We start from the raw sequence: 24,081 nt of genomic DNA, 5'->3' as shown, positions 1-24,081 counted from the left end.
TGGGCCGGGGCGGCGGCGGGGGGCGGGGTCACCTTGGGCGGCACGGCCAGCGGCGCCAGCTCGGCCGGCACGTGCGGAACGGCCTGGGCCAGCCGCCGCTCCTTTTCCGTATGGTGGTACCAGAAGCCATACCCGGCCAGGACGATGAGAATGCCGATCAACACCATCGCGCCCTTCGGCACGGCGCGGTCGGGCACCGGGGCGAGAAACTGGATCTCGCTTTTCGGCACTTCCCCCAGCTGTCCCGCCGCGCGGAACCGGCGGAGAATCTCCTCCCCGTCCAGCCCCAGCGCCTGGGCATAGGAGCGCACAAAGCCCGCCCGGTAGGCGGGGCCGGGCAGTGAGGACAAATCGCCGCTTTCGATGGCGATGAGAAATTCCTGGCGGATGCGCAGCCCCTCCGCCACGTCGTCCAGCCGCCAGCCCAGCCTCTCGCGCACCTCGCGCAGGCCCGCCCCCACCTCGGCCGCGCGCGGGCGCGCCTCGGTCGGTGCAATCTCCGGTCCGGTCAGATAATCTGGCATGCCCCTTTCCCTTACTCCGGATCGGCGCGGTCCTCAAATCGCCAGATTATGCTCGCGCGCCCACACCGCCAGGGGCTCGCGAATGCTGCCGCCCGCCGCTCCCGCCCGCCGCAGCTCCCGCAGCACGGGCCGCAGGGCGGAAAGATCCGCCTCTACCAGCGCCGCCTTCACCGCCAGAATGGCGCTGCCGGACATGGAGAGCGTGGTCACCCCCAGCGCCGCGAAGGCCAGCGCGTCCAAAGGCCGCCCCGCCGCCTCGCCGCAGACGGAAAGCGGCACCCCGGCCTCCTGGCTGTAGCCCACCAGCTTTTCCAGCATTTCGAGCACCGGGGCGGAGAGGGTGTCGTACCTGTCCGCCAGCTCCGGCGTGCCGCGATCCGCCGCGAATAAAAATTGCATCAGGTCGTTGGTGCCGATGGAGACGAAATCCGCCTCGGCGAGCAGGCCGGGGAGCTGAAAGAGCAAAGCGGGGATTTCCAGCATCGTTCCCGCCTCCAGCCGCTCCGGCGCGGGGCGGATGCGCCCGGCCTCGGCCTCCAGCAGGTCGCGGGCGGCGCGGAATTCCTCCACCGTGGCCACCATGGGAAACATCACCCGCAAGGGGCGGCCCTGCGCGCCCAGCAGCAGCGCCCGCAGCTGGCGGCGGAGAATGGCCGGGCGGTCGAGGCCGATGCGCAGGGAGCGCCAGCCCATGGCGGGGTTCTCCTCCGCCTGCGCGGTCTCGCCGGGCAGCAGCTTGTCCGCCCCCAGGTCCAGCGTGCGGAACAGAACCGGGCGCCCTTGGGCGCGGTCCATCACCTTGCCGTATTCGGCGGCCTGGCCCGCCACATCGGGGATACCCCCCGCCGCCAGCGCGGCGATCTCGGTGCGGTAGAGGCCGATGCCATCCGCGCCGGTGCGCTCCAGCTCGTCCAGCTCCAGCGCCAGCCCCACATTGAGCATCAGCTTCAGCTCGGTGCCGTCCTTGGTCACGGCGGGCATGTCGCGATAGCCGGCCAGCGCGGCGGCGCGCTGCTGGCGGGCGGCGAGGGCGCGCTCGTAAACCTGGATCACCTCCGGCTCGGGCCGCAGCACCAGCGTGCCTTCCTCGGCGTCCAGCAGAGCCAGGTCGCCTTCCGCCGCCGTCTCCACCGCGCCGCGCTCCACCTGCAAGGCGGGAATGGAGAGGGCGCGGGCGAGGATGGCGGCATGGCCCGAGGCGCTGGCCTCCTCGATGGCGAGGCCGGCGATGCCGCGCGAATGCCAGTCGAGCAGATCGGCGGGGCCGAGGCGGCGGACGATGAGGATCATCCCGTCCGCCCGCTCCGGCTTGGGCGGCATGCCGCCCAGCGCCACCATCAGCCGGTTGATCATATCCTCGATATCGGCGAGCCGCTCGCGCAGATAGGGATCGGCGATGCGCCGCATGCGCTCGCGCAATTGGCGGGCCACCTTGTCCACCGCGGTCTCGGCGGTCAGCCCGTCGGCGATGGCGGCGCGCACCTGGCTCAGCCAGCCGGAGCTTTGCGCCACCATGCGGTAGGCCTCCAGCACATCGCGGGAGGCGTTGCCGCCCGGCATATTGGCGGTGAGCAGCCCGTCCAGCGTCTTGTTGGCCTCCTCCACGGCGGCGTCGAGCCGGGCCAGCTCGGCCTCGGTATCCTCGGTCAGCAGCTTGGCGATCGGCGCCGCCGCGCCATAGGCGAGCACCCGGCCGCGCACGATCCCGGCGGACAGCACATGCCCGGCGAAGCGCCGCGGCAGGGTCTCGGAGAATCCCTCCTCCGCCACATCGGTGGCCCCGGCGCGGGAGAGGATCTCGGCCAGCAGCATCGCCACGGTGGCGAGGGATTCGACCTCCATCGGCGTATAGGGGCGCACCTCGCGCCCCATCACGCCGATCACCCCCAGCGTCCGTCCGGCCCGCTTCACCGGCACGGCGAGCATGGAGGCCATGGTCTCCTCGCCGGTTTCGGCGCGGTAGACATAGCGCGGATGGTTCTGCACGTCTGGCAGGTTCTGGATGTCGCCGGAGGCGGCGGCGAGGCCGACGATGCCCTCGCCGACCCGCAGCCGGGTGCGGCCCACCGCCGAGACGTTCAGCCCATGCGTGGCCGCGAGTTCGAGAATCTCGCCGGGCCGGGCAACGTAGATGAGAGAGGCATCCGCCCCCAGCCCCTCGGCGATGAGCTTGGCGAAATCGGCGAGAGAGGTCGCCCCGGTGGCGAAATGCTCGCGCAGCGTGGCGAAAAGCTGGCGCGTGATGCCGATTTTCGGCTTCTTGCGCCGCCGGGGCGGCGCGGCGGGAGCATCAGACGCCGGTGCCACGCGCCACCAATGCCGCGATGGCCTGGGCGCGCAAGCCCGCGATGATCTCCGCCACCGTCTGCACCGAGGTGACCATGCCCACGGACTGGCCGGCCATCACCGAGCCGTTCTCCACATCGCCCTCGATCACGGCGCGGCGCAAGGCGCCCGCCCAGAAATGCTCGATCTCCAGCTGCGCGGCGGTCTTGTCCAGCTCCCCGGCCTGGAAGCGCCGCACCACCTCGGCCTGATGCGCCATGAAGCGGCGGGTGCCGGCATTGGCGAGGCCGCGCACCGGGATGACGGGAAACCGCTCATCCAGCTGCACGCTGGGCACGGCGTCGCGCGCCGCCGCCCGGATGAAGGCCTTCTTGAAATTCTCATGGGCGATGCTCTCGGCGGCGGCGGCGAAGAGCGTGCCGAGCTGCACCCCGGCGGCGCCCATCTCCAGATAGCCGAGCATGGCCTCGCCCCGCCCGATACCGCCCGCCACGAAAACCGGCACCTCGCGGATATGCGGCAAAATCTCCTGGGCGAGCACGGTGAGGGAGACGGGGCCGATATGCCCGCCCGCCTCGGAGCCCTCGATGACCAGCGCGTCCGCCCCGGATTTGACGAGCCGCCGCGCCAGCACCAGGGCGGGGGCGAAGGCGATGATTTTGGCGCCGCCCTCCTTGGCCGCCTTGATATGGGCCGCGGAAGGGATGCCGCCCGCGAACACCACATGCCCGACCCGCTGGCGCACGCAAACCGCGATCAGCGCCTCCAGTTCGGGATGCATGGTGATGAGATTGACGCCGAACGGCTTGGCCGTGAGCGCCTTGGTCGCCTCGATCTCGGCTTCCAGAAGGGCGGGCGGCATCGCCCCGCAGGCGATGACCCCGAACCCGCCCGCATTGGAGATGGCGGAGACCAGATGCCGCTCGGAGACCCAGCTCATCGCGCCGCCGAGAATGGCATGGCGGGTACCGAGAAACTCAGTGCCGCGCCGTTGCAGCGCGTCGAGCCGCGCGGCGGCGGTGTCGGTGAGGCTGTCCAGCATGGTCAGGCGTCCAGCCCGTAGGCGGAATGGAGGGCGCGCACCGCGAGCTCCGTATATTCGGCGGCCACCAGCACCGAGACCTTGATCTCGGAGGTGGTGATGGCCTGGATGTTAATCCCCCGCTCCGCCAGGGTCTTGAACATCGTCCCCGCCACCCCGGCATGGGAGCGCATGCCCACGCCGACCACGGAGATCTTGGCGACGTTGGGGTCTGAATTGATCTCGGCGAAGCCGATCTCCGCCTTGGCCTGGTTGAGCGCCTGCAAGGCGCGCGCCATATCCGCCTTGCCGACGGTGAAGGTCATGTCCGTCGTGCCATCCGCCGCGACGTTCTGCACGATCATGTCGACATTGATATTGGCGGCGGCGAGCGGCACGAACACGGCGGCGGCGATGCCGGGCCGGTCCGGCACCCGGCGGACGGTGACCTTGGCCTCGTCCCGAGAATAGGCGATGCCGGCGACGATTTCCTTTTCCACGACCTCTTCCTCATCAACAACCATGGTGCCGGGGCCCTCGGCGAAGCTGGAGAGCACCTGCACCCGCACGCGCTCCTTCATCGCCAGCTCCACCGAGCGGGTCTGCAATACCTTCGCCCCCACCGAGGCGAGTTCCAGCATCTCCTCATAGGTGATCCGGCTCAGCTTGCGGGCATGGGGCACGATGCGCGGATCAGTCGTATAGACCCCATCCACATCGGTATAAATATCGCAGCGATCCGCCTTCAGCGCCGCCGCCAGCGCCACGGCGGAGGTGTCGGAGCCGCCCCGCCCCAGCGTGGTGACGCGGTTATCCGGGCCGATGCCCTGAAACCCGGCCACCACGGGAATCTGGCCCTGCCGCATGCGCTCGATCAGCTCATCGCCCTCGATGCTCTCGATCCGCGCCTTGCCGTGCTCGCCATCGGTCTCCACCGCGATCTGCCAGCCCTGCCAGGAGCGCGCGTCCTGCCCCAGCTCCTGCAGGGCGATGGCGGTGAGGCCGGAGGTGACCTGCTCGCCGGTGGAAACCACCGTGTCGTATTCCCGCGCGTCGAAGAGCGGCGAGAGGGATTGGCAATAGCCGACGAGCTGGTTGGTCACCCCGGCCATGGCGGAGACGACGACCGCCACCTCATGGCCCTGGTCGGCCTCGGCCTTCACCCGCCGCGCCACATTCCTGATCCGGTCGAGATCGGCGACCGAGGTGCCGCCGAATTTCATCACGATACGCGCCATGCTAGCCTAAAATCCTGGAGAGTCTTGTGGTGAGCGGGCAGGAGCGTCACATAGCGGCGGAGTAAGGATTGAGCAATGAGCCAAGGGTCCGTCATTCCCGAAGAAATCGCCCAGTTCGGCGCGCTGGCGCAAAGCTGGTGGGATCCGGAGGGGCCGATGCGGCCCTTGCACATGCTCAACCCGGTCCGCGCCGCCTGGGTGGCGGAGCGGGCGCGCCGCCATCACGGGGCGGGGGCGACGATTCTCGACATTGGCTGCGGCGCCGGGCTGCTCTCCGAGGCGCTGGCCGAGGACGGGTTCGCGGTGACGGGGCTGGACGCCAGCCCGGAGTTGATCGCCGCGGCGCGCGCCCATGCCGAGGGGCGGGGGCTCAATCTCGTCTACGAGGTGGGCACGGCCGAGGATCTGGCCGCGGCGGGGGCGCGCTTTCCCGTGGTCACCGCGCTCGAGATCATCGAGCACGTCGCCGATCCGGCGGAATTTCTCGTCAGCCTGCGCCAGCTGCTGGAGCCGGGCGGGCTGCTCTTCCTCTCCACCCTCAACCGCACCCCCCGCGCCTGGGCGGTGGCCAAGCTGGGGGCGGAATACGTGCTGCGCCTGCTGCCGGCGGGCACGCATGATTGGCGCAAATTCATCAAGCCGGAGGAGCTGGGGCGGCTCTGCCGGGGGGCGGGGCTGCGCCTGGCCGAGACGGCGGGGCTCAGCTTCTCGCCCCGGGAGCGCGGCTTCCGGCTCAGCCGCGATCTCTCGGTCAACTACCTCGCCATGGCGGTGGCGGATTGAGGAGGCGGCGCCATGGCCGATGACCTCGCCCAGCGCCTCGCCGCCTGGCGCCATCACCTCCACGCCCATCCGGAACTCTCGCGGGCCGAGCAAGAGACGGCGGCCTTCATCTGCGCCCGGCTCGATGAGATGGGCATCCCCTACGCGGCGGGGGTCGGCGGGCATGGCGTGGTGGCCACGCTCACGCGCGGCGGCTCCAACCGCGCGGTCGGGCTGCGGGCGGATATGGACGCGCTGCCCATCCCCGAGGCCACCGGCAAGCCCTACGCCTCGCGCCATCCCGGCGTCATGCACGCCTGCGGGCATGACGGCCACACCGCCTCCCTGCTCGGCGCCGCCCTGCTGCTGCGCGACGACCCGGATTGGCGCGGCCAGGTGCATCTGGTCTTCCAGCCCGCCGAGGAGGGGTTCAACGGCGCCCACGCCATGATCGCGGACGGGCTGTTCCGGCGTTTCCCGATGGAGCGCATCTTCGGCTACCATAACTGGCCGGGGCTGGAGGCGGGCACGGTGATGGTCCATTCCGGCCCGGTGATGGCGGGGGCGGCGAATTTCGAGATCACCTTCACCGGCCGGGCCGGCCACGCGGCGATGCCCCATCTCTGCCGGGACCCGGTGCAGGGCGTGGCCCAGACGATCCTCGCCGCCAACGCCATCATCGCCCGCAACCTGCCGCCCGGCGAGGCGGGGGTCATCTCCACCTGCACCCTGCGGGCGGGCGAGGCGCGCAACCAGGTGCCGGAGCGCGCGGCGATGGGCGGCACCATCCGCGCCTTCTCCGCCGCGACCATGGCCCTGCTCAAGCAAAGGCTGGAGGAAACCGCCCGGGGCAACGCCGCCGCCCTCGGGCTGGAGGCGGAGATCTGGCTGGGCGGCGGCCTTGAGCCCACCGTCAACGCCCCGGCGGAGGCGGAGCTCGCCGCCGCGGCCGCGCGCGCCGCGGGGCTGCCCCTGCGCCGCGATCTGCCCCCCACCATGGGGGCGGAGGATTTCGGCCGCTTCCTCGCGGAAATTCCCGGCGCCTATGCCTGGATCGGCAATGGCCCCAGCGCCGGGCTGCACAGCCCCGAATACGACTATAACGACGAGATCCTGCCCGTGGCGGCGCGTTTTCTGGCGGCGGCGGCCCGGGCGGCGCTGGGCTAGGTGGAGCGCGAGGGGCCGGGCATCGTCATCGCGCGCGCCCCGCACGGGGAGGGCGATCTCGTCGTCACCCTGCTGACCCCGGCGGGACCATGGCGCGGGCTGGCCAAGGGCGGCGCCAGCCGCCGCCAGAGCGGCTTGTGGGAGCCGGGCAACATCGTCGCCGCGCGCTGGACGGCGCGCCTGCCCGAGCAGCTGGGCAGCTATGCGGGGGAGCTGGTGCACCCCGCCGCCGCCTTGGCCATGTCCGTGCCGGACAGCCTGGCGGTGCTGCGCGCCGCCTGCGCGCTGGCCGCCGGCGCCCTGCATGAGCGCGAGGCGGCGCCCGCCGCCTTCCAGGGCCTGTTGCGCCTGCTGGCCGGCATCGAGAGCCCCGGCTTCGCCCTGCCGGAATATTGCCGCTGGGAGGTGGTGCTGCTGCGCGAGGCCGGGTTCGGCCTGGATTTCACGGCGCCGCCTGGCGGCAATGACGGCCTCGCCTATGTCTCGCCGCGCACCGGCCGGGCGGTCACCCTCTCTCAGGCGGGGGCGTGGGTGGAGCGGCTGCTGCCGCTGCCCGGCTTTCTGCTCGGCGCGGGCGCGGCACAGCTGCGCGATTGCGTGGCCGCGCTGCGCCTGACCGGGCATTTCCTCGCCCGTGACGTGTTCGGGGCGCGCCACCTGCCCCTTCCGCCCGCGCGGCAGGCTCTTTATGAGCGTCTCGCGGCGAGACTTGCGGAACAGGAGGGCGGCGATGCCGGATGATTTCGGGCGGGTGGAGGATTTGCCGCTGGGGCACGCGCTCTCGGAGCGTTATCTCGCCTACGCGCTCTCCACCATCATGTCCCGCTCGCTGCCGGATGTGCGCGACGGGCTGAAACCCGTCCACCGGCGGCTGGTCTACGCCATGCACCAGTTGAAGCTCGACCCGCGCTCGGGCTTCAAGAAATGCGCCCGCGTCGTCGGCGACGTGATCGGCAAATTCCACCCCCATGGCGACAGCGCCGTGTACGAGGCCCTGGTGCGGCTGGCCCAGGATTTCTCGGCCCGCTATCCGCTGATCGAGGGCCAGGGCAATTTCGGCAATATCGACGGCGATAACGCGGCGGCGATGCGCTATACCGAGTCGCGCCTCACCGCCGTCGCCGAATATCTGCTGCGCGGCATCGATGAGGACGCGGTCGATTTCCGCCCGACCTATGACGGGGAGGAGCAGGAGCCGGTGGTGCTGCCCGGCGCCTTCCCCAATCTTCTCGCCAATGGCGCCAGCGGCATCGCGGTGGGCATGGCCACCTCCATCCCGCCGCATAATGCCGGGGAAATCTGCGCCGCCGCCCTGCATCTCATCGAGACCCCCGCCGCCACCACCGCCGAGCTGATGAAGCATCTGAAAGGCCCGGATTTTCCCACCGGCGGCGAGCTGGTGGAGGATGAGGCGACCCTCCTCGCCGCCTATGAGACCGGGCGCGGCAGCCTGCGCACCCGCGCGCGGTGGCGCAGGGAGGAGGGCAAGCACGGCACCTGGGTCATCGTCGTCACCGAGATTCCCTACCAGGTGCAGAAATCCCGCCTCGTCGAGCAGATCGCCCTGCTGCTGACCGAGAAGAAACTGCCCCTGCTCGGCGATATCCGCGATGAGAGCGCCGAGACCATCCGGCTGGTGCTGGAGCCCAAAAGCCGGGCCGTGAACCCGGAGATGCTGATGGCCTCGCTGTTCCGCGCCACCCAGCTCGAATCCCGCTTCGGCCTCAACATGAACGTGCTGGATGGCGGCCGCACCCCCAAGGTGATGGGGCTGAAGGCGCTGCTGCGCGCCTGGCTCGACCACCGGCACGAGGTGCTGATCCGCCGCTCCCGCCACCGGCTGGAGGCCATCGCCCGGCGGCTGGAGATCCTCGACGGCTATATCAAGGTGTTTCTCAACCTGGACGAGGTGATCCGCATCATCCGCCAGGAGGACAAGCCCAAGGAGGCGCTGATCGCCGCCTTCGCCTTGAGCGAGGTCCAGGCCGAGGCGATCCTCAACATGCGGCTGCGCGCCCTGCGCAAGCTGGAGGAGCTGGAGATCCGCGCCGAGCACAAGAAGCTGAGCGCCGAGCAGAAGGAATTGCGCGCCCTGCTCCAGGACGAGCCCCTGCGCTGGCGGCGGGTCGCCGCCGAGATCGCGCAGGTGCGCGAGACTTTCGGCGCGGGGCCGCTGGGGGCGCGGCGCACGCTCGTCTCCGCCGCCGCCCCGGTGGTGGAGATCGTCGCCGAGGCGCTGGTGGAGCGCGAGCCGATCACCGTCATCCTCTCCGAGAAAGGCTGGATTCGCGCCCAGAAGGGCCATCTCGCCGACGGGGCGGAGCTGAAATTCAAGGAAGGGGACAGGCTGTTCGCCCTATTGCCCTGCCAATCCACGGACAGGATCGCCCTGCTCGGCACCAATGGCCGGGTCTATACCTTGAAGGCCGCCGATATTCCGCGCGGCCGCGGCGACGGCCAGGCCATCCGGCTGCTGGTGGAGCTCGCCAATGAGGACGGGGTGCTGAAGCTCTTCGTCCCCGATCCGGCGCGCAAATATCTGGTCGCCTCCACCTCCGGGCGCGGCTTCATCCTGCCGGGGGCGGAGCTCGCCTCCGAGCGGCGGGCGGGCAAGACCATCCTCACCCTCAAGCCCGGCGAGGAATGGGCGGTATGCGTGCCGGCGGAGGGCGACCATGTCGCGGTGATCGGCCAGAACCGCAAGCTGCTGATCTTTCCGCTCGCCCAATTGCCGGAGATGCCGCGCGGCGCCGGGGTGCAATTGCAGAAATACAAGGATGGCGGGCTGGCCGACGCCCGGGTGTTCACCCTGGCGGAGGGATTGAGCTGGGCGGTGGGCGAGCGCACCCGCACCGAGACGCGGCTGACGGAATGGCTGGGGGCGCGGGCCAGCGCCGGGCGGCTGCCGCCCAACGGCTTCCCCCGCTCCAATAAATTCGGCTGAGCGGGTCAGTTCAGCCGTAGCTCAACCCCTTGGGCGGTGACCTCGGCGGTGAAGCGGCGGCCGCTGGCGGTGTTGGTGAGCAGGATGGTGTCGCCGATCCGCCCGGGCTGGTTGGCGGTGGCGTCCAGGGCCAGCGTCACATTGCCGCTATAGACATGCACGGTCACCACCTGGCCGGCTTTCACCACCAGGGGCGCCTGGATCGCGTTCTGGGTCACGACCATGCCCGCCGCCATCGACATCACGGCGCTGGCCCCGGTGACCTGCGCCGGATCGGTGAAGATCTGCCGCCCGGCGAAATTCTGCACCGGCAGGGTTTTCACCATCAGATCCTCGGGGGTGATGGTCTGCCCCGCCGTCACCGGCTTGGCGGTCACCACCACCGCCTCGCTCTGCGCCACCGTCACCGCCACATAGAGCGTCCAGGAGGGGGTCGGGCATTGCACCTGCGCCTCTTCATATGGGATGACGCCGCTCATAGTCACCGCGAGCGGCGCGGCGCAGGCGGGCATGGCGCGCGCCCCCGCCACCGGGCCAAGGCTCACCGTGGCGCCGGGCGGGGCGAGGGCCTGGGCGGCCTGGCGCACGGCATTGGCGAGGGCGGTCTCATCCTGCATCCCCGCGGCCTGTCCGGGCGCGGGCCAGGCGATGAGAGAGGCGGCGAGCAGCCAGGCGGCGCGCTTCATTCGGCGGCGCTCGCCAGGGCGGGCGGCTGCGGAAACGCCCAATCCGGCGGCGCCTCCTCCAGCGAGGGCAGGGCCAGGGCGGCGGCGCGGCTCCGCGCGCCGCGCCGCAAGGTCTCCGGCAGGTCGGCGATGGCGCCGCGCAACGCCTCCCCCCATTCCGCCTTGCTCTGGCCCAGGCGCTTCGCTTCCAGGCTGGGGGGCAGATCCAGCCGCTCATCCACCAGCAGATGGCAGCCCGCCGCCGCCGCCAGCAAGGCGGGGTATTGGTCGGGCCAGACCGCCTCCGCCGCCGGGCGCAGCAGGATTTGCGGGCCGAGCGGGGCCAGCGCCTGGGCCCAGCCCTGCTCGGAGCCGGGCGGGGCCAGCCGCGCCGCCCCGCCGGGATAATCCCCTCCCGCGCGCTCGACGATGATCCAGGAGGCGGCGTCCAGCGTCTCGCGAATCAGTTCCGGCAGCCAAAGCGGGGCGATTCCCTCATCCACCCAGAGGATGCGCGGCTTGGTGTTCAACCCCTCGCCGGGCTTGAACCCTTGCCAGAGCGGGCGGGACAGGGCGGGACGCCAGAGCCGGGCGGGCGGTTGCGCCGGAAACCGCGCCTTGAGCGCAACCGCGAGGGCGGGAGAGGTGGCGTAGAGTTGCGCCGCCCCCGCCAAAGCGGGTTGCGCCTCCGCCGGGGGCGGGGTTGCGACGATGGCGGCGTAAGGGGGGGATCCGGGTTGCGCCGCCCGCAGCGGGTTGAGCCGCACCCAGGGATGGGGGGCGCGGCGGCCAAGCTCGGCGGCGCTGGGCAGGTCCGGGGCCCAATCCCCCTCCATCATGCCGGCCGCGCGCAGCGCCCGCGCCGCGTTGAGGGCGGCATCCGCCTGGGCGGCCTCGCCCGTCACCAGCAGGCTGAGCGGATCGGCGGGGCAAGCCCGCACCAGCCCGGTGCGCGCCTCCGCCGCCAGCACGTCGCCGCGCAGGGAGAGGGCGGGGTGATGATAGGGGTCCTCCCAGGGCAGGGCGGCGGCGGCGGGCGAGCCGGCGCGGAACCCGCCTTCCGCATCCGCGCGGGGCGCGGCCTCGGCCGGCAGGGTGACGCTGACATCCGGCGTCCATACCAGCCGGGCGCCGGCGGCGCGCAGCTGGGCGCAGAGATCGATCCAGAGCGCGTCCCCCCGCAGGCCCCCGGCCGGGAGGCAGGCGGTCAGGGCGGCGCGGCGGGCGAGCAGGCCGGGCGGGGCGATGGCGCTCGCCTCCTGGTCCACCAGCAGCCAGCCGCCGGGGCCGGGGTCGAGCGGCCCGCGCCCGGCCCCCAGCCGCCCATCCGCGCCGATGACGATGGGGCCGATGATCTGCCCGGCCTGCCCGTCCGGCCCCTGGATGAGGCCGCGCGCCGCCACCGCCGCCACTTGCGGATCGGCGAGGCGCTGGCGCAGCCCCTCCAGCCAATGCGGGGTGATGTCGAGCATGCGCGCGTCGAGAATCGCCACATGCTCGGTCGCGGCCAAAGCGAGGGCTCCCGCCAGCGCGGCGGCGGGGCTGGCGGCGATATGGGCGAGAACATGCCCGCCCAGCGTGTCCCGCTGGGCGGCGATGGCGGCGAGATAGTCGCGCACCGGCGCGGAAAGTTCGGCCCCGGCCAGGATCACCGGCCCGCTGAGAGGCTTGCCGCCCAGCAGCCCGCTCATCCAGGCGTTGAGGCGCGGCAACTCCGCCCCGTCGCAGAGCATGATGATGGCGGTGCCGGGGTCCGCCGCCGCGCGCAGATGCTGGAACAAGCCGGGATATTGGCGGTTCTGCACCTCGGCGGGGCAGGAGGCGGCGGCGAGATGGCGGCTGAGCGCGGCGGCGGCGCGGGCGCAGAACAGGGGCGGGGCGATCTCGTCCCGCAGGCTCTGGCCGCCACGGAGGAACACCGCCTCCGGCAGCCGCTCCACCCGCGCGCCGCGTTCCGCCAGCCGCAATTGCAGATCATATTCCTCGGCTCCGGCGAGGGCGGGGTCGAACCCGCCCGCCGCTTGCAGCGCCGCGCCCTTATACCAGACCCAATCGCCGAGATAGGCGGCCTGGCGCAGCCGGGTCACGTCCCAGCCCGGCTTGTGGCGCACCCAGGCGCCGCCCTCGCGCGGGACGATCTCGTCGGAATAGATCATATCCGCCCGGCTCTGGGCCGCCAGCAGGGCGAAGCGCAGGCAGCCATCCGGGTCGATGCGGTCCCCCGCATTGATGATTGCCACATAATCATGGGTTTCAGCGAGTATGTTAAGGTTCTGGCAGAGGCGGCGGGTCATCGCCTCCGGCGTGGGCGCCACCGCCTGGACCGGCGTATCCGCCAGGGCGAGCTTGTCGGCGGCGAGCACCTGGATGATGGCCGGGGGTAGCCACTGGCCGCGCAGGCTCTCCAGCGTTTCATGCACCGCATGGGCGCGGCCCGCCGGGGCGGCGATGAGCACCGCCAGGCTGGGCAGGGGGCCGGATTGGGCGCGCAAAGCCTCCAGCCGGGCCCTGGCCGCCGCGTCCGTCCGCTCAGGCGGGCGCAGGGGGGCGGGCGCGCCCGCCGTCGCCACCGGGATGAGCGCATTGCCGAACCCGGGCACGGCGGGGGCGCGGCTGGCGGCGATCTCGGCCAGGAACCCCGCCAGATCGGCGGTTTCGGCGGCCAGCCCGTCCCACAAGGCCGGGGCGAAATCCCGCGCCTTGATCGCGGCCCAGGCGCGGTGAACGAGGTCGCGCAGTGTGGGGGACAAACCCTCCTCAACCAGCGGCTCGGCGCGGTTGAGCTGGCTGGTGAGATAGGCGCTGGCCTGCTTGAACCCGTCGCCGCGCAGCTCGCGCGCCAGTTTCAGCCGCGCCGCGATGGCGTGTAGCTCCCCGGCGGGGTTGGCGAGCAATTGCTGATAGGTGGTCCAGCAGCGGGGCAGATGGCGGGCGTTGCGCTCGGCATCCGTGGCGTAATTCAGCCAGAGCAGCAGGGCGTGGGCGCGGCTCAGCCCGTTCTTGCGCGCCTGGCTGGCGGCTGAAACCCAGGGATCGCGGAAAATATGGACGACATGCGGCTTGTGGCCCGCCTGGCGGGCGATCCGCTCGTAAAGCGGCAGGGTGCGGCAGAGATGCGGGTGCTTGAGCCCCCAGAGCCGCTCGCGCGGGGGGAAGCGGCGGCGGAGAATTTCATCCAGCCGGGTGCGCAGGGGCGCGAGATCGGCCCGGTCCTGCCAGCCGGGCGGCAGGCCGCGCACATCCGTCCACTCCACCCCGATCTGGCTGAACAGATCGACATCGAGCTGGATCAGCTCCGGGATTTCGTAGAAGCCGAGGGGATTATGCTCGTTCGGGTCGGCGTCGTTATAGAATTTCACCCCGGCGCGTTGCAGCGCGCCGGAAAGGGCGGAGGTGCCGCTGCGGTAATAGCCGACGACGAAGATGGCGTCCGACATGGGGTTTTTCCGATCAGAGGTAATTGAACAGGCTGAGTTTCTGCGCCGCGCCGAAGGTCTGCATCGCGGCTTGCAGGGCCGTCATCGTCTGGGTCAGCGTGGAGATGGCGGCGGGCATGTCGGTGGCGGTGGCGCTCTCCACCGCGGTCTGGGTGGCGGTCTGCTGGGCGGTGTTGCCGGTGGCGGCATTGGCCAGGGCCTGGAGGGTGACGCCGTTCTGGGCCTGGGCGGTGGTCACGTTCTGTTGCAGCTGCTCCAGGCTGGCGAGGCCCTGGTTGAGGATCTGATGGGTCTGGGCCATTTGCGCGGGGGAGCTGCCCGCCCCGGCCAAGGCGGAGGCGATCTGGTTGAGCAGGTCGAAGGCCGATTGCGGACGGGAGGGGGAAAGGGTGAAGCTGTCGCCATTGGCCGGATTGCCGGTGATGGCGAAATTCGCCCCGGCCAGCTGCACCGTCGTCTGGCCCTGGCTGTTCGGGTCGAGCGTGCCGGTGGCGATGGGGCTGCCCCCTTGCGTCGCGGTATAGGTGGTGGTGGCGCCGGAGACGGCGAAGCTGACCGTGATGGGGGCGTTGCCTTGCTGGAAGGCGTTGGCGGCGGCGGCGTTCACCACGCCCTGCTGGAGCATCTGGCCCGAGCCGGTATTGCCGGCGGCGGCGGAGATGCTGGAAATGCCGTCCCCGGCCAAAGAGGAAGCGAAGACCTCGCCATTGACGAGGGTATTGGCGGTGCCGCCCGGGCTGATCGTGGCCTGGGACTGGCCGGAATCCCCATAATAGACGATCTCGCCGCTCGCATTGGTCTGGAAGGGGGCGACGCTGCCGCGCGAGCCGGCGAAGAGATACTCCCCGTTCGGCCCGACCGTATTGCTGAGCGAGAGCAGGTTCTGGGCGTTGCTCTGGATCTGGGTGGCGAGGGCGTGCATCCCCGCCGCGTTGGTGGTGCCGTTGAGGGCTTGCAGCACGGTGGATTGCACGTTGGAGAGCAGCGAGGTGAGGGAGCCATAGGCCGCGCTCGCCGCGCCCAGCTGGGATTGGATGCTGGCCTGGGCGGTGTTGTCATTCTCGAGCTGGCTGATCTGGTTTTGGCCTAGCGCCGCCTTTTCGTACACGCCGGGGTTCTGGTCCGGGGTCTGCACGGTCACGCCGGTGGAGATCTGCTGCTGGAGGGTGTTGATCCGCGCCTCCTGCGCCGTGAGGGAGCCGATGAAATTGTTGTAGAAAGAAAGCTGCATGGTCTGATCTTTCAATGATCCGAAAGGGAAATCACCCGGCCGCGCGCGGGCAGGTCCGCCGCCGCCTTTGCCTCTGCCCGCGCCGCCGCCGCCCGGCGTTTGGCGGCAAGCCGCTCCCGCAAGGCGCGGCGATGCGCCCGCAGCCGCGCCAGGGCGCTGGCGCTTTCCATGAGCCGGGCCTGCTCGGCGGCGAGGCTGGCATCCAGCTGGAGCATCGCCGCCAGCGCCTGGGCGCCGAAGCGGGCGGCGCGCGCGGCATCGCCCGCCGTGACGCCGCCAGCCCGCCGCCAGCCGGCATCGAGCCTCGCGTAATAGCTGGCCAGCATCTCCCGTTGCGCCTGGAAATGCTGGACCGCGCGGCTGTGGCGGGAGAGGGCCTCGACCAGCGCCGCTTCTTTTTGCGCGGCGAGGAGGTCGAGCCGCTCCAAGGCGCGCGGGGTCACGCCTCCTCTCCCAGCGCGGCCCGCAAGTGCTGCAACGCCGCCTCCAGGCCCACCCGCGCCGCCGCGTCCTGGCGGAGCAGCGCCTCCATCGCGGGGGCGCGTTGCAGCGCCTCGTCCAGCAGCGGGTCGCGCCCCGGGGCATAGGCGCCGAGATCGATGATGTCCTGTTTTTCCCGCCGCCGGACCCAGAGCGCGCGGAAATGCCCGGCCAGGCGCATCTGCTCCGCCCCGGCCAGCTGGGGCATCAGCCGCGAGAGGGAGGCGGCGATGTCGATGGGCGGGTAGATGGCCGCCTCCGCCATCGCCCGGGAGAGGACGATATGACCATCGAGGATCGCCCGGGCGGTATCGGCCACCGGGTCGCCGACATGGTCATCACCCTCCACCAGCACGGTATGGATGGCGGTGATGGAGCCTTGGCCGGGGCCGCCATTGCCCGCCCGCTCGACATAGGCGGAAAGCGCGCCGAACACCGAGGGCGGGTAGCCGCGCGTGGCCGCCGGCTCGCCCGCCGCCAGGCCGATCTCGCGCAGCGCCATGGCGAGGCGGGTTAGCGAATCCACCAGCAGCAGCACGTGGCGGCCCCGCGCCCGCAAGGATTCGGCGATGGCGGCAGCGCGGTAGGCGCCCTGCACCCGGGCCAGGGCGGTGTCATCCGCCGGGGAGACGACCACCACCGTATGCGCCAGCGCGCCGCCGAGATGATCCTCGATGAATTCGCGGATCTCGCGCCCGCGCTCGCCGATCATCGCCAGCACCACCGCATCCGCCCGGGCGTGGCGGGCCATCATGCCGAGCAGCGTGGTCTTGCCCACGCCCGACCCCGCGAACAGCCCCACCCGCATGCCCCGCCCCAGCGTGGCCAGGGCGTTGATGGCGGCGATGCCGATATCGAAGGGCGTGTCGATGCGGGCGCGGAGCATCGGGTTGAGCGGCACGCCGCGCAGCGGCCAGGGGGTACCGGCCTGCGGGGGTGGGCCGCCATCCAGCGGCTTGCCGCGCGCGTCCAGCACCCGGCCCAGCAAGGCGTCGCCGGTCATCGCCGCGAGCTGGGCGGTTTCCACCCGCACCCGCGCGCCGCGCCCCACGCCCCGCCCGCCCTGCTCTGGCATCAGCAGCACCGCGTTTTCCGCGAGGCCGATGATCTCCGCCGCCATCTCCCCCGCCTCCTCGGCGATGAGGCAGCGCGCGCCGATGGGCGCGCGCACCCCGCTGGCGCGCAGCACCTCGCCATTGCCGCTGAGCACCCGCCCGTAGCGCCACACCGGGTCCTGGGCCAGGGCGGCGCGCAGCCGCTCCCCGGCCAGAGCCTTGATGCGCCCGGCCCGGATCATGGCTTGTCTCCCGGCAGGTCGAGCGCGGCGCGGATCGCCGCGAGCCGGTTTTCCAGCCGCGCGTCCCATTCCGTCCGGTCGAGCGGGTCTCCCGCGGCGTTGCGCATCTCCACCAGCGCCCCGCCGGGGGAGATGGCGTCATCGGCGATGATCTTGACCTCCCGCCCGGCCAAAGCGGGTTGCAGCCGGGCGGCGTCGGCGGGGTTGAGGCGCAGCAGGAGGGTCTGGCCCGGCCCGGCTTCCGCCGCCGCGTCGTGGAGCAGGCGCTTGACGAGGCCGGCGAGCTCGGCGCGGGCGCTGCCGCTCTCGCCGCCGGCGATATGGCGGGCGAGGAGAAACGCCATCTCGACGCAAAGCTCGGCGAGATGATCCTCGAGCACGGCGAGCGGCGCCTCCATTTGCCGCTGCGCCTCGGCCAGGGCGCTGAGCGCCTGGGCGAGCGCCGCCTGGCTGAGGGCCATCTGCTCCTGCGCCGCCATTTCCCCGGCCGCCTTCGCCTCGGCCATCACGCTCTCGCGCAGCCGCGCCACCTCCTGCTTGACCCGGCGCTGCACCTCGGCATCGCGCGCCGCGAGCTCGGCGGTGTCGGCGGTCAGCACGTGTTGCACGCTCGTCTCGCGCTGGCGCGACGCCCGCACGAAGCTCATGATTCGGCTCCGCCTTTGCTGCCCGCGCCGCCCTGGCGGAGTTGCCAGCGCAACGCCTCGCCCAGCAGCCCGGCCAGCGGCGCGAGCAGGGCGAGGCCGGCGCGGGTGAACAGGGCGATGGCCAGCGCGGTCAGCAGCCAGGCGCCGAGCAGGCCGGGATTGGTGAGATCAGCGGGCTCGTTCAGGGCGGCCCAGCCCGTGCCGGCGGCGAGGCTGAGCAGGAAGGGGTGGAGGATGCCGCTGGGTTTTGCCGGTTTTTTCTTGGCCATTCTGGTCATTTTCCCATTGGGTTTGACGCGGTGGGGTCGGCGGCGTGGACGACGATGACCACCCGGCGATTGAGGGCGCGGCCCTGCGCCTCGTCATTGCTGGCGGCGGGAGAGAATTCTCCGAATCCCTCGGCCGTGAGGTTGTTGCCGTTGACGCCGCTTTGCTGGAATAGCTGCACCACCGCGACCGCCCGCTCCGCCGAGAGCGACCAGTTGGAGGGAAATTGCGAGGTCGCGATGGGCTGGTTGTCCGTGTAGCCCTGCACGGTGACGAGAAAGCCGGGCGGCAGATCGACCAGCCCCTTGCCCACCTGGCTCAGCAGCGCCACCGCCGCCGGTTTGAGCACCGCCTCGCCGGAATCGAAGAGAACCGAGGCGTCGAGCTGGATGGTCAGGGTCAGCGGCTCGCTACGGATCGAGACCTGGCCCTTTTGCAACATGGGCTGGAACAGGTTGCGCAGTTGCAATTGCAACTGTTGCAGCGCCTGCATGTTATGGGTGAGTTGCTTGGCGATTTTTTCCGGGATTTGCGCCTGGGCCCGGTTGGGGGCTTCCACTTTTTGCGGGATGGGTGATTGCAGATTTTTGAGCACGCCGCGCGAGCCGGTGGGCTGGGGAATGGTGACCGCGGGCGGGCTGCCGTGAAACGCCGCGAGAAAGGATCTCGCCACCTCCTCCATCTTGCGATGATTGCGGGTTGAGGAGGCGTAAAGCACGACGAAGGTCGCCAGCAGCAGCGTCAGCAGATCCGCGTAGGAGATGATCCAGCGCTCGTGGTTGGGCACCTTCTCCGCGTGCTTTCTCGGTTTCGGCATCTGGGCCATGGCTCAGGCCGCCTGCGTTGCGGCGGCGGGCTCGCCCTGGCTGGAGGGCGCTTTTTGCGGCTGAGCCTCCTCCTCCTCGCCCTCCAGGTAGATTTGCAGGGTCTGGCGGATGACGATGCGGGGCTTGCCCTCGGCCAGCAGCAGCAACCCCTGGATGACGACCTGCCGGTCCCGTTCCGCCGCGCGGGCGATGGATTTGAGCCGCATCCCCAGCGGCAGGGCGACGAGATTGGCGAAGCCGACGCCATAGACGGTGGCGATGAAGGCGGTGGCGATGCCCTCGCCCAGCTCCTCCGGATGGTCGAGCCGCATCATCACATGGATGAGGCCCATCACCGCGCCCAGCACGCCGATGGTGGGCGAATAGCCGCCGACCGCCTCCCAGAATTCCGCCGGATGTTCCTGCTCCCGGCTGGTGGTCTCCGAGATGATGCCGAGCATCAGGGCGAGATCCTCGGGCGGGGTGTTGTCCACGATGAGTTGCAGGCCCTGGCGCTGGAACGGGTCTTCCACCTCGTCCAGCACGCGCTCCAGCGCCAGCGTGCCCTGGCCGCGGGCCAGGGAGGACCATTCCGCCACCCGGGTGATGTAATCCGCGAGATCCACCCGGGGCGGTTTCATCAGCCATATAACGCCCCTGAGCGCCGCCACGGGCGGGCCGAAGCCGAATTGCAGGATGCCGGCCGAGGCCGAGCCGCAAATGACGATGATGAAGGCGGTGAGATTGAACAGCGAGCTGAGCGGCACATGATCCGACAGGGCGCCGCCCAGAATGACCAGAATCCCGAAGAAGAGGGACACCATGTTCATCAAGACACGCATTCTCCTTTTTGCGCCGCGTTGAAGTGCTGGGCGAGCATCTCCAGCGCGCGCTTGCGCAACCGCGAGGCGTGCCCCTCGCTGATATCCAACACCAAAGCGATTTCCCGATTGTTAAGTTCATCGTAGAAATGCAAAGCGAGGATTTTGAATTCGAGCGCGGGCAGGACGCGCAAGGCCTCGGCGAGGCGGGCGCGGTCGTCGATGCGGGCGAGGGTGGCGAGCGGGTCCTCCGGCCCGGACCCGTTGGAATAGGCCGCGCCCTCCACCGCCTCCTCATCGAAAGCGGTTTCGCCCCGCCGGCGGCCGCCCTCCCGCCGCAGCCCGTCGATCATCGCGCCCTTGATGCGCCGGGCCGCGAAGCCCTGGAAGCTCACCCCCAGCGCCGGGTCGAAACGCTGCGCCGCCTCCATCATGCCGATCGCCCCCCATTGCAGCATCTCGTCGAGATCGGCCCAGGGCATGCGCGCCTTGAGCAGCAGCGCCATCCGCTTGATCCAGTTGCCGTACAGCGCCGTCAGCGCCGCCTGGTCCGGCAAGGCGGGCTCAGCCATTGGCGGGGGCGGGCTCCGCCGTGTGCAGGATTTGCAGTTTCATGGTGTCCGGAATTTCCTCCAGGGCGATGACCGGGATCAGCCCATGCACGCATTTCGCCACGGCACGGCGCAGCGCCCCGTGCACCACCAGCACCGGCTTGGCCCCCCGCGCGCGCATGGCCTTGGCCGCCTGCTCCGCCGCCTGGCGCAGATGCGCGGCGGTCTCGGTTTCTACCTCGCTGCCCGCGCGCAGGGATTTGCTGACCAGCTCCTCCAGCTTCGGCTCCAGCACCGCGACGCGCAGCGCCGGCTCGGCCCCGGCGAACTGGCTGACGATGAACCGGCCCAGGCGCAGCCGCACCGCCGCCAGTAATTTCTCGGGCTCCTTGGTGCCGCCATCGGCGGCCTCCACCAGCGCCTCGGCGATACGCTCGAAATCGCGGACCGGCACCTCCTCCGCCAGCAGGCCTTGCAGCACCTGGCGGATGATGCCGGCGGGCAGCGCCGTGCGCAGATCCTCGGCCAGGCGGGGCGTGGTCTCCGCGAGCCGGGTCAGCAGCCCCTCCACTTGCGGGCGGCCCAGCAGCTCGGCGCCATAGCGCTTCAGCACCTCGGCGAAATGGGTGGCGATGGCGGAGGCGGCGTCCACCACCGTATAGCCCAGCTCCTCCGCGGCGGGGATGGCGCCGGGGGGAATCCACACCGCGTTTTGGCCGAAGGCGGGGTCCTTCACCGGGCGGCCGACGGCGAGGCGCTCCGTCACCATCGGCCCCTCGATGGCGAGCCATTGGCTGGGCCAGGCCTCGCCGCCGCCGATCGTCGCGCCGCGCAGGGTGAAGCGGTAGCCATGGGCGGGCAGCTCAGAGGAATCGCGTATATGCACGGGCGGGACGAGAAACCCCATGGCGCGGCCATAGCGCTGGCGCACGGCGGTGAGCCGGCTGAGCAGCTTGCCCTCCCCGGAGGCGACCATGGGGGCGAGGGCGAAGCCGATATTCATCCCCAGCGGGTCGACGCCGGTGACATCGGTGAGGCTGTCCGGCTTGACCTCCGGCTTGGCGCCATCCGCCTCCCCGGCGGGGCTGGCGCCCTCCGCCGCCGCGGGGGCGGCGCGGGACAGCCGCCAGGAGGCCACGCCCAGCGCGGCGCCCAGCAGCAGAAAGGGGATATGCGCCATTTGCGGCACCAGCCCGATGGCGATGGTGATGGCGGCGGCGATGGCGAGGGCTTGCGGATAGCGGGAGAGCTGGGATTTGATTTGCGCGCCGATATCCTCCCCTGTCGCCACGCGGGTGACGACGAGGCCCGCCGCGACCGAGATGGTGAGGGAGGGGATCTGGGCCGCCAGACCGTCGCCCACGGTGAGCAGGGTGTAGGTGCGGGCCGCATCCGCCAGGGGCAGGCCGTATTGGAGCGTGCCGATGACGAGCCCGCCCACCATGTTGATGACGAGGATGATGATCGCCGCGATGACATCACCGCGCACGAATTTGCTGGCGCCGTCCATGGCGCCGAAGAAATCCGCCTCGCGCCGCAGCGCCTCGCGCCGCCGCTCCGCCGCCGCGGGGGAGAGCAGCCCGGCATTGATCTCGGCGTCGATCGCCATCTGCCGCCCGGGCAGCGAATCCAGCATGAAACGGGCGGAGACCTCCGCCACGCGCGAGGCGCCCTTGGTGACGACGACGAAATTGATGATGATGAGAATGACGAAGATGATGCCGCCGACGACGTAATTGCCACCGACGGCGAACTGGCCGAACGCCTCGATGACATGGCCCGCCGCGCCCGGCCCGGTATAGCCGTTGAGCAGGATGGCGCGGGCGGTGGCGACGTTGAGCGCCAGGCGCATCAGCGTGGTGGCGAGCAGCACCGAGGGGAAGGAGGAAAACTCGGCCGGGGAGGGGACGTAGAGCTAGGCCGCGAGGATCACCAGCCCGGCGGAGATGTTGAGCGCGAACAGAAAGGAGATGGCGGCGGGCGGCAGCGGCACCGCCAGCATCACCAGGATGAGCAGGATGACGATGGGGCCGGAAAGCTGCCCGAGACTGAAGCCGCGCGGGCGCGGCAGGGCCAGCGCCTCAGCCATGCACCAGCCCCGGAATCGCGTTGAACAGGCGGGTGGCGTAATGCTCGACCCCGCCCATCATGAAGCTTCCCGCCACGGTGGTGAGGACCGCCATGCCGCCCAGCTTGAGCACGAAGGGGATGGAGGCCTCGCGCACCTGCGTCGCGGTTTGCAGAATGCCCGCGGCGAGGCCGATGACCAGCATGAGCAGCAGCACCGGCCCGGCGAGTTCGGCGAAGGCCAGCCAGGCGCCGCTATTGACGCCGTTATCGCTCATGGGGAGGTCTCGTCCTGGGGCGCGTCCTCCGCGAGGGCGGTGACGCGCACGCCGTAATGGTCATTGGCGACGGCGACCACCTCGCCATAGGCGAGTTTCTGGCCGTTGGCGTAGATGGCCAGGGGCTCGCCGATCATGTGGTCGAGCGGGAGGATCTGGCCATGGCGCAGCGAGCGCAACTCCTTCACGCTCACCTGGGTCCGGCCCAGCTCCACCGTCACGCTGACCTGCACCCGGTCCAGCACCGCCTTGGCGGCGATGGCGGGCGCGGCGCCCGGCTGCACCTGCAGCCGTTCCAGCTCCACCCGCTCCGGCTCGACCAGTTTTTCCGCGCCGGTCGTCCGGTCTTTCGGTCCCGCCATATCCTGTTCTCCTTCCTGAGGTTCGGTATTGACCCGGCAGCAGATGTAGCCGTTGTGCTGGCCGTAATCGGCGAGGAACAAATCCACGCCGCCCGCCACCGCGACCGCGTGCGGGCTAAGGGTGAGGGGCAGCCTGTCGCCCGGGCGCAGGGCCTGGAACACGGCGAGGGGGATTTCCGCCCGCCCCACCTCGAAGCGCAATTCGATGGGCGTGGCGTCCGCCAGCACCTCCACCCCGGCGATCCAGCCGGTATCGTTGCCGCGGCCGCCGAGCAGGCCGGACTGGCTGCTGATCTTCGCCTCCAGCGTCTCGAACGCGGCGTAGGGAACGATGATCCGGATGGTGCCCGAGCCGAGATCGGTCTCGAAAATCCCGGTGACGGCGATCATCCAGTCCTGCGCCTCGGCGATGGCGAGCATGCCGGTCGCGTTCTCATAGGCGATGGCCTTGAGGTCGAGCGGCACCACCGGCGCGAAGGTTTCCGAGATGACCGCGAAGGCGAGATCCACCATCTGCCGCCCCACCCGTGTTTCCAGGGCCGAGAGCTCATAACGCTCGAAGGGCTGGAGGGCGGTCGCCCCGCACATCGCATCCACCATCGCGCCGATCAGATCGCCATCGATGGCGAGGAGCATGCGCCCGCGCAGCGGCGATAATTCGGAGATGCCCGCCAGCATCACCTCCGGCAAAGCCGAGATGGCGGATTCATGGCTGATGACGTTCTGGATGCAGGAGAGAAGCCGCACCGAATGGCGCATGCGCTGGAACAGCATATAGGCGATCTGGCGCATGAAACGGTCGGCCAGCGTCTCCATGAGAATGGAGCGCAGCAGCGGCATGCGCATCGGGTCGAGCAGATCGAGCGGCTCGGCTTCGATGGCGGCGTCAAGCATAGGCGCTGATCCCCGGCGTGGCGGTCTCGTTGTTCTGGCTGGGCTGGCTCAGCGCCGCGGGGCGGGGCGGCGCATGGCCGTTTTGCGGCTGCTGCTGGCTGTTCTGCTGCATGAATTGCCCGCCCACCTGCGCCTGGCCCAGGGAGAGGCCGGATTGCGCCAGGGCGCTGCCCAGCCCGGGCAGGGCGGTTTGCAGGACCTGGGCCGCCGCCGCATTGCTCGGCGCGAAGGTCACATTCACCTGGTTTTGCGTGTTCAGCCCCACCTGGATGGAGAGATGGCCGAGGCCGGGCGGGTCGAGCCGCAGCACCGCCCGGGTCTCGCCCGATTGGTGCA

Annotated in this window: 22 protein-coding genes and 1 pseudogene; 4 read left to right on the top strand and 19 right to left on the bottom strand. The window is 70.7% G+C overall.

From position 1 onward, the window contains the following. The 4 genes from M7H45_RS08345 to M7H45_RS08330 form a co-directional block, all read right to left on the bottom strand. Window positions 1–524: RodZ family helix-turn-helix domain-containing protein (locus M7H45_RS08345; protein WP_298215999.1), on the bottom strand; the 524-nt coding region annotated here is incomplete at its 3' end. A gap of 33 nt (window positions 525–557) precedes the next feature. Next, window positions 558–2,831: a phosphoenolpyruvate--protein phosphotransferase gene (gene ptsP, locus M7H45_RS08340; protein ID WP_298215996.1), complete on the bottom strand. Its 2,274-nt coding sequence runs from the start codon at window positions 2,829–2,831 to the stop codon at window positions 558–560. After that, window positions 2,815–3,852, bottom strand: coding sequence for a nitronate monooxygenase family protein (locus tag M7H45_RS08335; RefSeq protein WP_298215994.1), 1,038 nt, complete (start codon window positions 3,850–3,852; stop codon window positions 2,815–2,817). The genes ptsP and M7H45_RS08335 overlap by 17 nt, the downstream gene beginning before the upstream one ends. A 2-nt stretch (window positions 3,853–3,854) precedes the next feature. Beyond that, on the bottom strand, window positions 3,855–5,069 hold the full coding sequence (locus tag M7H45_RS08330) for an aspartate kinase (RefSeq protein ID WP_298215992.1): 1,215 nt from the start codon (window positions 5,067–5,069) through the stop codon (window positions 3,855–3,857). Window positions 5,070–5,144: 75 nt separating this feature from the next. Here M7H45_RS08330 and ubiG point away from each other — a divergent pair, with 75 nt between their 5' ends. The 4 genes from ubiG to parC are packed head-to-tail and all read left to right on the top strand — an operon-like array spanning window position 5,145 to window position 9,942. Continuing rightward, entirely contained in the window at window positions 5,145–5,852 is a 708-nt protein-coding gene (gene ubiG, locus M7H45_RS08325; protein WP_298215990.1) for a bifunctional 2-polyprenyl-6-hydroxyphenol methylase/3-demethylubiquinol 3-O-methyltransferase UbiG, read from the top strand. A gap of 12 nt (window positions 5,853–5,864) precedes the next feature. Further along, window positions 5,865–6,998, top strand: coding sequence for an amidohydrolase (locus tag M7H45_RS08320; RefSeq protein WP_298215989.1), 1,134 nt, complete (start codon window positions 5,865–5,867; stop codon window positions 6,996–6,998). Beyond that, complete coding sequence (recO, locus tag M7H45_RS08315) at window positions 6,999–7,739, top strand: DNA repair protein RecO (protein ID WP_298215988.1); 741 nt, start codon at window positions 6,999–7,001, stop codon at window positions 7,737–7,739. Then, window positions 7,729–9,942 carry a DNA topoisomerase IV subunit A gene (gene parC, locus M7H45_RS08310; protein WP_298215987.1) on the top strand — a complete coding sequence of 738 codons (2,214 nt, stop codon included), beginning with the start codon at window positions 7,729–7,731 and terminating at the stop codon, window positions 9,940–9,942. Before recO ends, parC begins: the two co-directional genes overlap by 11 nt. Before the next feature lie 5 nt (window positions 9,943–9,947). Here the strand turns inward: parC and flgA are convergent, their stop codons facing one another. From flgA to M7H45_RS08235, 15 genes and pseudogenes are all read right to left on the bottom strand, one after another. Then, window positions 9,948–10,628, bottom strand: coding sequence for a flagellar basal body P-ring formation chaperone FlgA (gene flgA, locus M7H45_RS08305; RefSeq protein ID WP_298215985.1), 681 nt, complete (start codon window positions 10,626–10,628; stop codon window positions 9,948–9,950). Continuing rightward, a complete protein-coding gene (locus M7H45_RS08300; protein ID WP_298215984.1) occupies window positions 10,625–14,044 on the bottom strand; it encodes a hypothetical protein in 3,420 nt (1,139 codons plus the stop codon). Before M7H45_RS08300 ends, flgA begins: the two co-directional genes overlap by 4 nt. A gap of 13 nt (window positions 14,045–14,057) precedes the next feature. Further along, window positions 14,058–15,275, bottom strand: a complete 1,218-nt coding sequence (gene flgL, locus M7H45_RS08295) for a flagellar hook-associated protein FlgL (protein WP_298215982.1) — start codon at window positions 15,273–15,275, stop codon at window positions 14,058–14,060. A gap of 11 nt (window positions 15,276–15,286) precedes the next feature. After that, the gene (locus tag M7H45_RS08290) at window positions 15,287–15,718 is read right to left on the bottom strand and encodes a hypothetical protein (protein ID WP_298215980.1); all 432 of its coding nucleotides are present in this window, start codon (window positions 15,716–15,718) and stop codon (window positions 15,287–15,289) included. Then, window positions 15,715–17,052 carry a FliI/YscN family ATPase gene (locus M7H45_RS08285; protein WP_298215978.1) on the bottom strand — a complete coding sequence of 446 codons (1,338 nt, stop codon included), beginning with the start codon at window positions 17,050–17,052 and terminating at the stop codon, window positions 15,715–15,717. Before M7H45_RS08285 ends, M7H45_RS08290 begins: the two co-directional genes overlap by 4 nt. Further along, window positions 17,049–17,699: a FliH/SctL family protein gene (locus tag M7H45_RS08280; RefSeq protein ID WP_298215975.1), complete on the bottom strand. Its 651-nt coding sequence runs from the start codon at window positions 17,697–17,699 to the stop codon at window positions 17,049–17,051. The genes M7H45_RS08285 and M7H45_RS08280 overlap by 4 nt, the downstream gene beginning before the upstream one ends. Then, a complete protein-coding gene (locus M7H45_RS08275) occupies window positions 17,696–17,968 on the bottom strand; it encodes a hypothetical protein (protein ID WP_298215973.1) in 273 nt (90 codons plus the stop codon). The genes M7H45_RS08280 and M7H45_RS08275 overlap by 4 nt, the downstream gene beginning before the upstream one ends. A gap of 5 nt (window positions 17,969–17,973) precedes the next feature. Next, window positions 17,974–18,783, bottom strand: a complete 810-nt coding sequence (locus M7H45_RS08270; protein WP_298215972.1) for a flagellar motor protein MotB — start codon at window positions 18,781–18,783, stop codon at window positions 17,974–17,976. Window positions 18,784–18,795: 12 nt separating this feature from the next. Next, window positions 18,796–19,602, bottom strand: a complete 807-nt coding sequence (locus tag M7H45_RS08265; RefSeq protein ID WP_298215971.1) for a flagellar motor protein — start codon at window positions 19,600–19,602, stop codon at window positions 18,796–18,798. Continuing rightward, complete coding sequence (locus M7H45_RS08260) at window positions 19,602–20,165, bottom strand: sigma-70 family RNA polymerase sigma factor (RefSeq protein ID WP_298215969.1); 564 nt, start codon at window positions 20,163–20,165, stop codon at window positions 19,602–19,604. The genes M7H45_RS08265 and M7H45_RS08260 overlap by 1 nt, the downstream gene beginning before the upstream one ends. Beyond that, window positions 20,158–22,047: pseudogene (locus M7H45_RS08255) on the bottom strand (flagellar biosynthesis protein FlhA); the annotation flags it as partial. The gene M7H45_RS08260 and the pseudogene M7H45_RS08255, both read right to left, overlap by 8 nt. A 12-nt stretch (window positions 22,048–22,059) precedes the next feature. Then, entirely contained in the window at window positions 22,060–22,233 is a 174-nt protein-coding gene (locus M7H45_RS08250; RefSeq protein WP_298215968.1) for a hypothetical protein, read from the bottom strand. Next, window positions 22,226–22,489 (bottom strand): flagellar biosynthetic protein FliQ, encoded by a 264-nt coding sequence (locus M7H45_RS08245; protein ID WP_298215967.1) that lies wholly within the window; start codon window positions 22,487–22,489, stop codon window positions 22,226–22,228. The genes M7H45_RS08250 and M7H45_RS08245 overlap by 8 nt, the downstream gene beginning before the upstream one ends. Next, window positions 22,486–23,745 (bottom strand): FliM/FliN family flagellar motor switch protein, encoded by a 1,260-nt coding sequence (locus M7H45_RS08240; protein WP_298215966.1) that lies wholly within the window; start codon window positions 23,743–23,745, stop codon window positions 22,486–22,488. Before M7H45_RS08240 ends, M7H45_RS08245 begins: the two co-directional genes overlap by 4 nt. Further along, a partial coding sequence (locus M7H45_RS08235) for a flagellar hook-length control protein FliK (protein ID WP_298215965.1) occupies window positions 23,738–24,081 on the bottom strand: 344 nt, incomplete at its 5' end. The genes M7H45_RS08240 and M7H45_RS08235, both read right to left, overlap by 8 nt.

The sequence above is a fragment of the Acidocella sp. genome (assembly GCF_027352905.1).
Lineage (GTDB): Bacteria > Pseudomonadota > Alphaproteobacteria > Acetobacterales > Acetobacteraceae > Acidocella.
Note: the sequence above shows the minus strand (reverse complement) of the source record. Positions and strands in the feature narration are given on the sequence as shown.